The 5193-nt window shown below is 53.2% G+C and carries 6 protein-coding genes; 5 read left to right on the forward strand and 1 reads right to left on the reverse strand.

Going from position 1 to position 5193, the window contains the following annotated elements; genetic code table 11:
- Positions 1–207: 207 nt before the first annotated feature.
- The 5 genes from ABF979_RS16320 (at position 208) to ABF979_RS16340 (ending at position 4385) form a co-directional block, all read left to right on the forward strand.
- A complete protein-coding gene (locus ABF979_RS16320; RefSeq protein ID WP_202207793.1) occupies positions 208–1266 on the forward strand; it encodes a purine-nucleoside phosphorylase in 1059 nt (352 codons plus the stop codon).
- Between the two features lie 62 nt (positions 1267–1328).
- Positions 1329–1475, forward strand: coding sequence for a hypothetical protein (locus tag ABF979_RS16325; RefSeq protein ID WP_415560739.1), 147 nt, complete (start codon positions 1329–1331; stop codon positions 1473–1475).
- Complete coding sequence (ybaK, locus tag ABF979_RS16330; protein WP_415560740.1) at positions 1472–1951, forward strand: Cys-tRNA(Pro) deacylase; 480 nt, start codon at positions 1472–1474, stop codon at positions 1949–1951. The genes ABF979_RS16325 and ybaK overlap by 4 nt, the downstream gene beginning before the upstream one ends.
- Positions 1935–3158, forward strand: a complete 1224-nt coding sequence (locus tag ABF979_RS16335) for a DUF2075 domain-containing protein (protein ID WP_415560741.1) — start codon at positions 1935–1937, stop codon at positions 3156–3158. Before ybaK ends, ABF979_RS16335 begins: the two co-directional genes overlap by 17 nt.
- A gap of 108 nt (positions 3159–3266) precedes the next feature.
- Positions 3267–4385, forward strand: a complete 1119-nt coding sequence (locus ABF979_RS16340; RefSeq protein WP_415560742.1) for an SMP-30/gluconolactonase/LRE family protein — start codon at positions 3267–3269, stop codon at positions 4383–4385.
- Between the two features lie 117 nt (positions 4386–4502).
- On the opposite strand, the gene ABF979_RS16345 is transcribed toward ABF979_RS16340, so the two are convergent.
- Positions 4503–4754, reverse strand: a complete 252-nt coding sequence (locus tag ABF979_RS16345; RefSeq protein ID WP_415560743.1) for a hypothetical protein — start codon at positions 4752–4754, stop codon at positions 4503–4505.
- Between the last annotated feature and the right edge of the window lie 439 nt (positions 4755–5193).

A 5193-nucleotide genomic window follows, 5' to 3' on the forward strand; every position in this document is an offset into this window, starting at 1 on the left:
AATTTATACAGAAGTAAATTATTAAATATTCCAATCTATATTTTAAAATATTACCATACCTATAAAGGGCATCATTCCGTTGCCTATAATAGAACACTCACCAAGGATGAATATTTCTTTTCGATATCTTTCCTGTATGGTGTCCTCATTATGAGAGCGGAACGAGGGTAGGAATACATGAAACTTATCTCTTTTGTGCAACAAATCATGCCACGTACTCTTTCCTTGGGTTGCCTGGCCTCCATGGCACTCGCAACAACGCCAGCGGAAGCCAAACAAAAACCCTGGGATATCCGGGCCGTCGTGCTCACAACGTACGAAATTGGCCAAGATACCGGGGATCGTGCAGGCGAATTTCAACCCTGGATCGAAGGAGAGCACCTGACAGAGCAGGTCCCATTCCCGCTGGGGATTCATCCGATCTACACGGATGCGCAACACCATCTGCTGGTCGTAGTAACAGGGACTCCGATTGCTCCAGCCACGACATCCGTCATGGCCCTCGCAACAGATCCAAGATTCGATCTGCGTCATGCCTACTGGATGGTGGACGGCATTTCCGGCTTTGATCCCGCAGTTGCATCCGTCGGTTCGGTGTCAATCGCGGATTACGTGGTCGGGGATATCACGCGTTATATTGACAAGCGGGAAGCTCCGAAGGAGTGGCCATACGGCTACTTCATGATCACGGCTCAGAAGCCGAACCAGTATGCTCTATCGGGCGGGGACGCGCCTGATGGTAGCATTCAGCACAACAATGCCTTCCAGTTGAATCCCTCTCTGGTGCATTGGGCCTATGACTTGACTCAGACCGTCACACTGTCTGATCCGCCCCAGCTCGAAGCCCAGCGCAAGCTCTACAAACCTACCGACGTCGCTGCTGGCCATCCAGCCGTTGTGACCGGTGGAGACTTCGGCTCAGATACCTTCTGGCACGGCAAGATCATGACCGGTTTTGCACGGGACTGGGTACACCTTCTCACACAGGGCAAGAGCCATTTTGTCTCCAGTGACATGGAAGATTCTGGCATTCTCGAAGCCCTGACACGCCTTGGGCAGGCGGGCCGCGTGGACAGCAACCGTGTTCTGGTCCTGCGTAGTGCGTCCAATTACACCGAGCAGCCCCATGGCATGACAGCCGTTCAGTCCATGAACAGCGGCTACGATGGAGAAAAAGTGGCGCTGGACAATGGGTATCGCGTAGGGTCCCGCATCATTCATGAACTGCTGCAACACTGGGACAAATTCGGCGCGCAGACGCCCTGAACTGACCTTCTCCCCTGTGACTGGCACAATATTGCGAAGTCTTGCTGAAGGGTTCATACAGCATGTCGGGCTCTCTTTTTCGTGAGAGCGCCCGACATGGAAGCGCCTACCCGCTTCAGCCGCCGACCGGACATGTTTATCGACTGATCGTGCCCCCTTCGACGGCTCCTGCAAGGATGCTTCGCGGCCAGACAGGGGACCACACATGAGCCGAGAAACCAGCGCCACTCTTTTCCTTGAAAAACAGGGCGTGCCTTTCAGTCTGCATGACTACGAATACAATCCGAATGGCGGCCTGATCGGTATGCAGGCGGCCGACGCCATCGGCGCTGACCCAGGCAGTGTGCTCAAAACGCTCGTCGTCGAAATCGACAAGAAACAGCCAGCCTGCGTCGTGGCCCCAGCTCACCAAAAGCTGAATTTGAAGAAGGTCGCAGCCTTATTTGGCGGTCGGAACGCTAGAATGATGAATCCGGAAAAGGCCCATGAACTGACAGGCTATCAATCCGGCGGGACAAGCCCCTTCGGCCAGACCACATCTCTTCCCGTTGTCCTATCTCAGGATGCCATGGGACAGGAAGCCGTCTACATCAACGCTGGTCATCAAGGGTTCGTGGTGCGCCTTTCTCCGGCGGATGCTCAGCGTATCACCGATGCCAAGGTGGCCGATGTTGCCGCAGACTGAGAAGCTCTCTTCAGCGCAAACAAACGCCGCTGTCACAAAATTTTCCCTGTCGCGTCACTTGTCGGCTGAGCAGAAGGATCTTTTAAACAAGGTCCTCTCTTTCTGCTCCGCGCATCTGTCAGATCAGAGCGCGCTCCTCATCATCGAAGGCGCTGCCGGCACAGGGAAGAGCGTTGTCCTTAACGCAATTTTCAATGCAATTCAGACACGGGCACGGTCAAAGAACCCAGATGATCCCATGACGGGCACCCGCAACATGCTGCTGGTCAATCATCCGGAAATGCTGAAGCTTTACCGTAATGTCGCTGCGGAGACGCCCACTCTTCGCAAGGCCGATTTCGACAGACCTACGACGTTCATCAACCGCCTGCACAAAGCCAATCAGAAGGCAGACATTGTTCTGGTCGATGAAGCCCATCTGCTTCTCACTCGGCCTGACCGGTACAATCATTTCCAGCAACAGAACCATCTCGAAGAAATTCTGGCATTGGCCCGCGTAGTCGTCGTGGTGTTTGACCCGTTGCAGGTGCTGAAATTCAAGAGTCATTGGTCTGCGGATCTGCTGGATCGTTTCAAGAACGGCCGAGCAACCAAGACCTTGCACTTAACCACGCAATTTCGTGTCGAGGCGGGTCCAGAAATTCGGCATTGGCTGGACCAACTTGCAGAGGGACACATCGGAAAGCGCCCTCGAGACCCAGACTTTGATCTGCGTGTTTATGACGACTGCGCCCAGCTTTACGATGATCTGAAAGAGCGGAATAACGAAGTCGGCCTATGCCGACTGCTCTCAACTTACGACTACCCTTATCGGCTGGATGGAGAAGACCACTTCATCGAGGAAGGACGTTTCCGCCTGAGATGGGATCGCTCAAAACCCGATGAAAAGCTTCCCTGGGCCGAACGCCCCGACACAATCGACGAAGTCGGCTCGGTCTATACAATCCAGGGCTTTGACCTGAACTACGCTGGTGTCATTCTAGGCCCTTCCCTTTCTTATGATGCTCAGACTGACAGTATCCGCGTCGATCCAGCCCACTACGAAGACAGTGCTGCCTTTCAGGGGCAAAGCGGCATTACTGCCCCACAAAAGGCCAAAGAACGCATCATTCTGAATGCTTTGAATGTTCTTCTCACCCGCGGGATGAAAGGTCTTTACCTTTACGCGCATGACCCCGCGCTTCGAGAGCGACTACGAAACAGCTAGGACCAGCCTGCAGCATGATGACTTTCCAGCTTGAAACTTTAACGCTCAACTTAACTTGAATTGTTACCCGCACAGCGTTCTGATCCAGTGCAGCAAGGAGATTGGTCCATGAAATTCTACAATCCAGCCCTTCTTGCCGCACTCGTTAGCGCCCCTTTAATTGCTTCCACGGCCTATGCTGCGGAAACAACAGACAAGGGCTTCGTTTCCTCTGGAAATGTAGAAATCATCGGGCGCTTCACCAATGCACAGCCCTCCGGCATTGCTGCTCTTCCAGATGGTCGCCTGGCGCTTGGCTTTCCCAGGAGTGTCAAAGACCATTCCGGGCCGCGTCTCGCCACGTATGCTGACGGCCACCTGACGCCGTTCCCGAACGCGGAAACACAGCAGGATTTTGTCTCCCCTCTCGGCATGACCGTTGATGCGAAAGGGCACTTCTGGGTGCTCGATGAAGGAATGCTGGCAGGCAAAGGAACGATCACAGGCGCGCAAAAGCTATTTGAGATTGATCCCGCGACCAACAAGGTTCTGAACGTTCTCACCTTGTCTGCACCAACCCTTCTGCCAGATAGTCACGTTAATGACGTTCGGATCGATCTGACCCATGGGAAGGCCGGAACCGCGTTCATTACTGATACCTCGACAGGCATTCATCCCGCGCTGATCGTCGTCGACCTTGCCTCTGGTCATCAACGCCGCATTCTGTCTGACACGAAACCGGTCATGCCCGAAAAGGGCTTTGTGGCCGTCATGGATGGCAGAGCAGCCCGGTACAATCCAACCAAAGCCGAAATGCCCCAAGGCGGCGCTAATGGCATTGGCCTCAGTCCAGACCAGCAAACGCTCTATTGGCAACCGCAGACAAGCCGTCGCCTCTATGCGGCTCCCACGTCAGTTCTGTCGGACTGGAAAGCCACAGAAAAGCGCATTGAAGTCTCCGTCCGCGATGAAGGAGAAAGCGGGATGGGAGACGGCATGGCAACCGGACCTGACGGCTCTCTTTACATTACCGATGACGAACGCCACGCAATCCTGAAGCATGTCCCTGATGGCACATTGTCAATCGTAGCGCATGACCCGCGTATGATTGAACCAGATGGCCTGACCTACGGAAAGGACGGCCTGTACTGCACGATCGGCCAATGGGCACGGCTGCCAGACTTCCACAATGGAAAAGACATGCAGGAATTACCGTATATTGTCGTGAAAATTACTTTGCCTAAGTAACTCTTAGTTCCGGCGCCGTATTCTAATGCATTCTTTGGATTGCGGCAGCGGCCCATTTATTTTCCGCAAGCATAATGCGCAGGGATAGAGCTTATATCTGAGCAATAGATGGAACAGTTACTCGCCATTCCATCGCCACTTCCATCCGCCTTCCGTTTTAACAGAGCAAATCCAAAGCAGTCCGGTGACCGACACAAAGTCCACGATAAGAGAAATGATGAAAACGGGAATGCTCTGGGCCCACATCATAACCATGTTGCTCAGAAGGATTGCGCCAATAGACACAAGAATGGTCACGCGCCCTTCCCATGTTATCGCGCGCCCTGCTCCATAACCATTTCGCTTCGCCGCAAACCAAGGTCTTTCCATGACCGGCGCCCCTAAAAGGATATCCAGTGAAAATTGGGCGTTCGCAGCAGTACCTGTCAAGGCGAATGGCTTGTTTCACACAACTTTCGCAAGACGATAGAAAATACTCGCAAAAGAAACCGGTCTATGCTGGCTTTAAAGTCCAATATGCAGGTTTAAACCCGTGCCGCTTAAAAACTTAATACCGCGACACTAAATGCTACACTCAGCGATCAACCAGGCACCTAGATTTTATCGTCAGGATGGAGTGTGCAATTGAGCGATTCAATGTGCGTCTTTCGCACCGATCAATCTTCGACGCTACTATAGCGCCGTCGGACCCTACGCACAGCGAGAACTGAGTGGGGTCCACGCTGCAAAATAATTGATTTTCTTGGAAGAAAAGACCTGGTGGAGAGAGTTGGATTCGAACCAACGTAGGCGTACGCCAGCGGATTTA

Source organism: Gluconobacter sp., from assembly GCF_047723935.1.
GTDB lineage: Bacteria > Pseudomonadota > Alphaproteobacteria > Acetobacterales > Acetobacteraceae > Gluconobacter.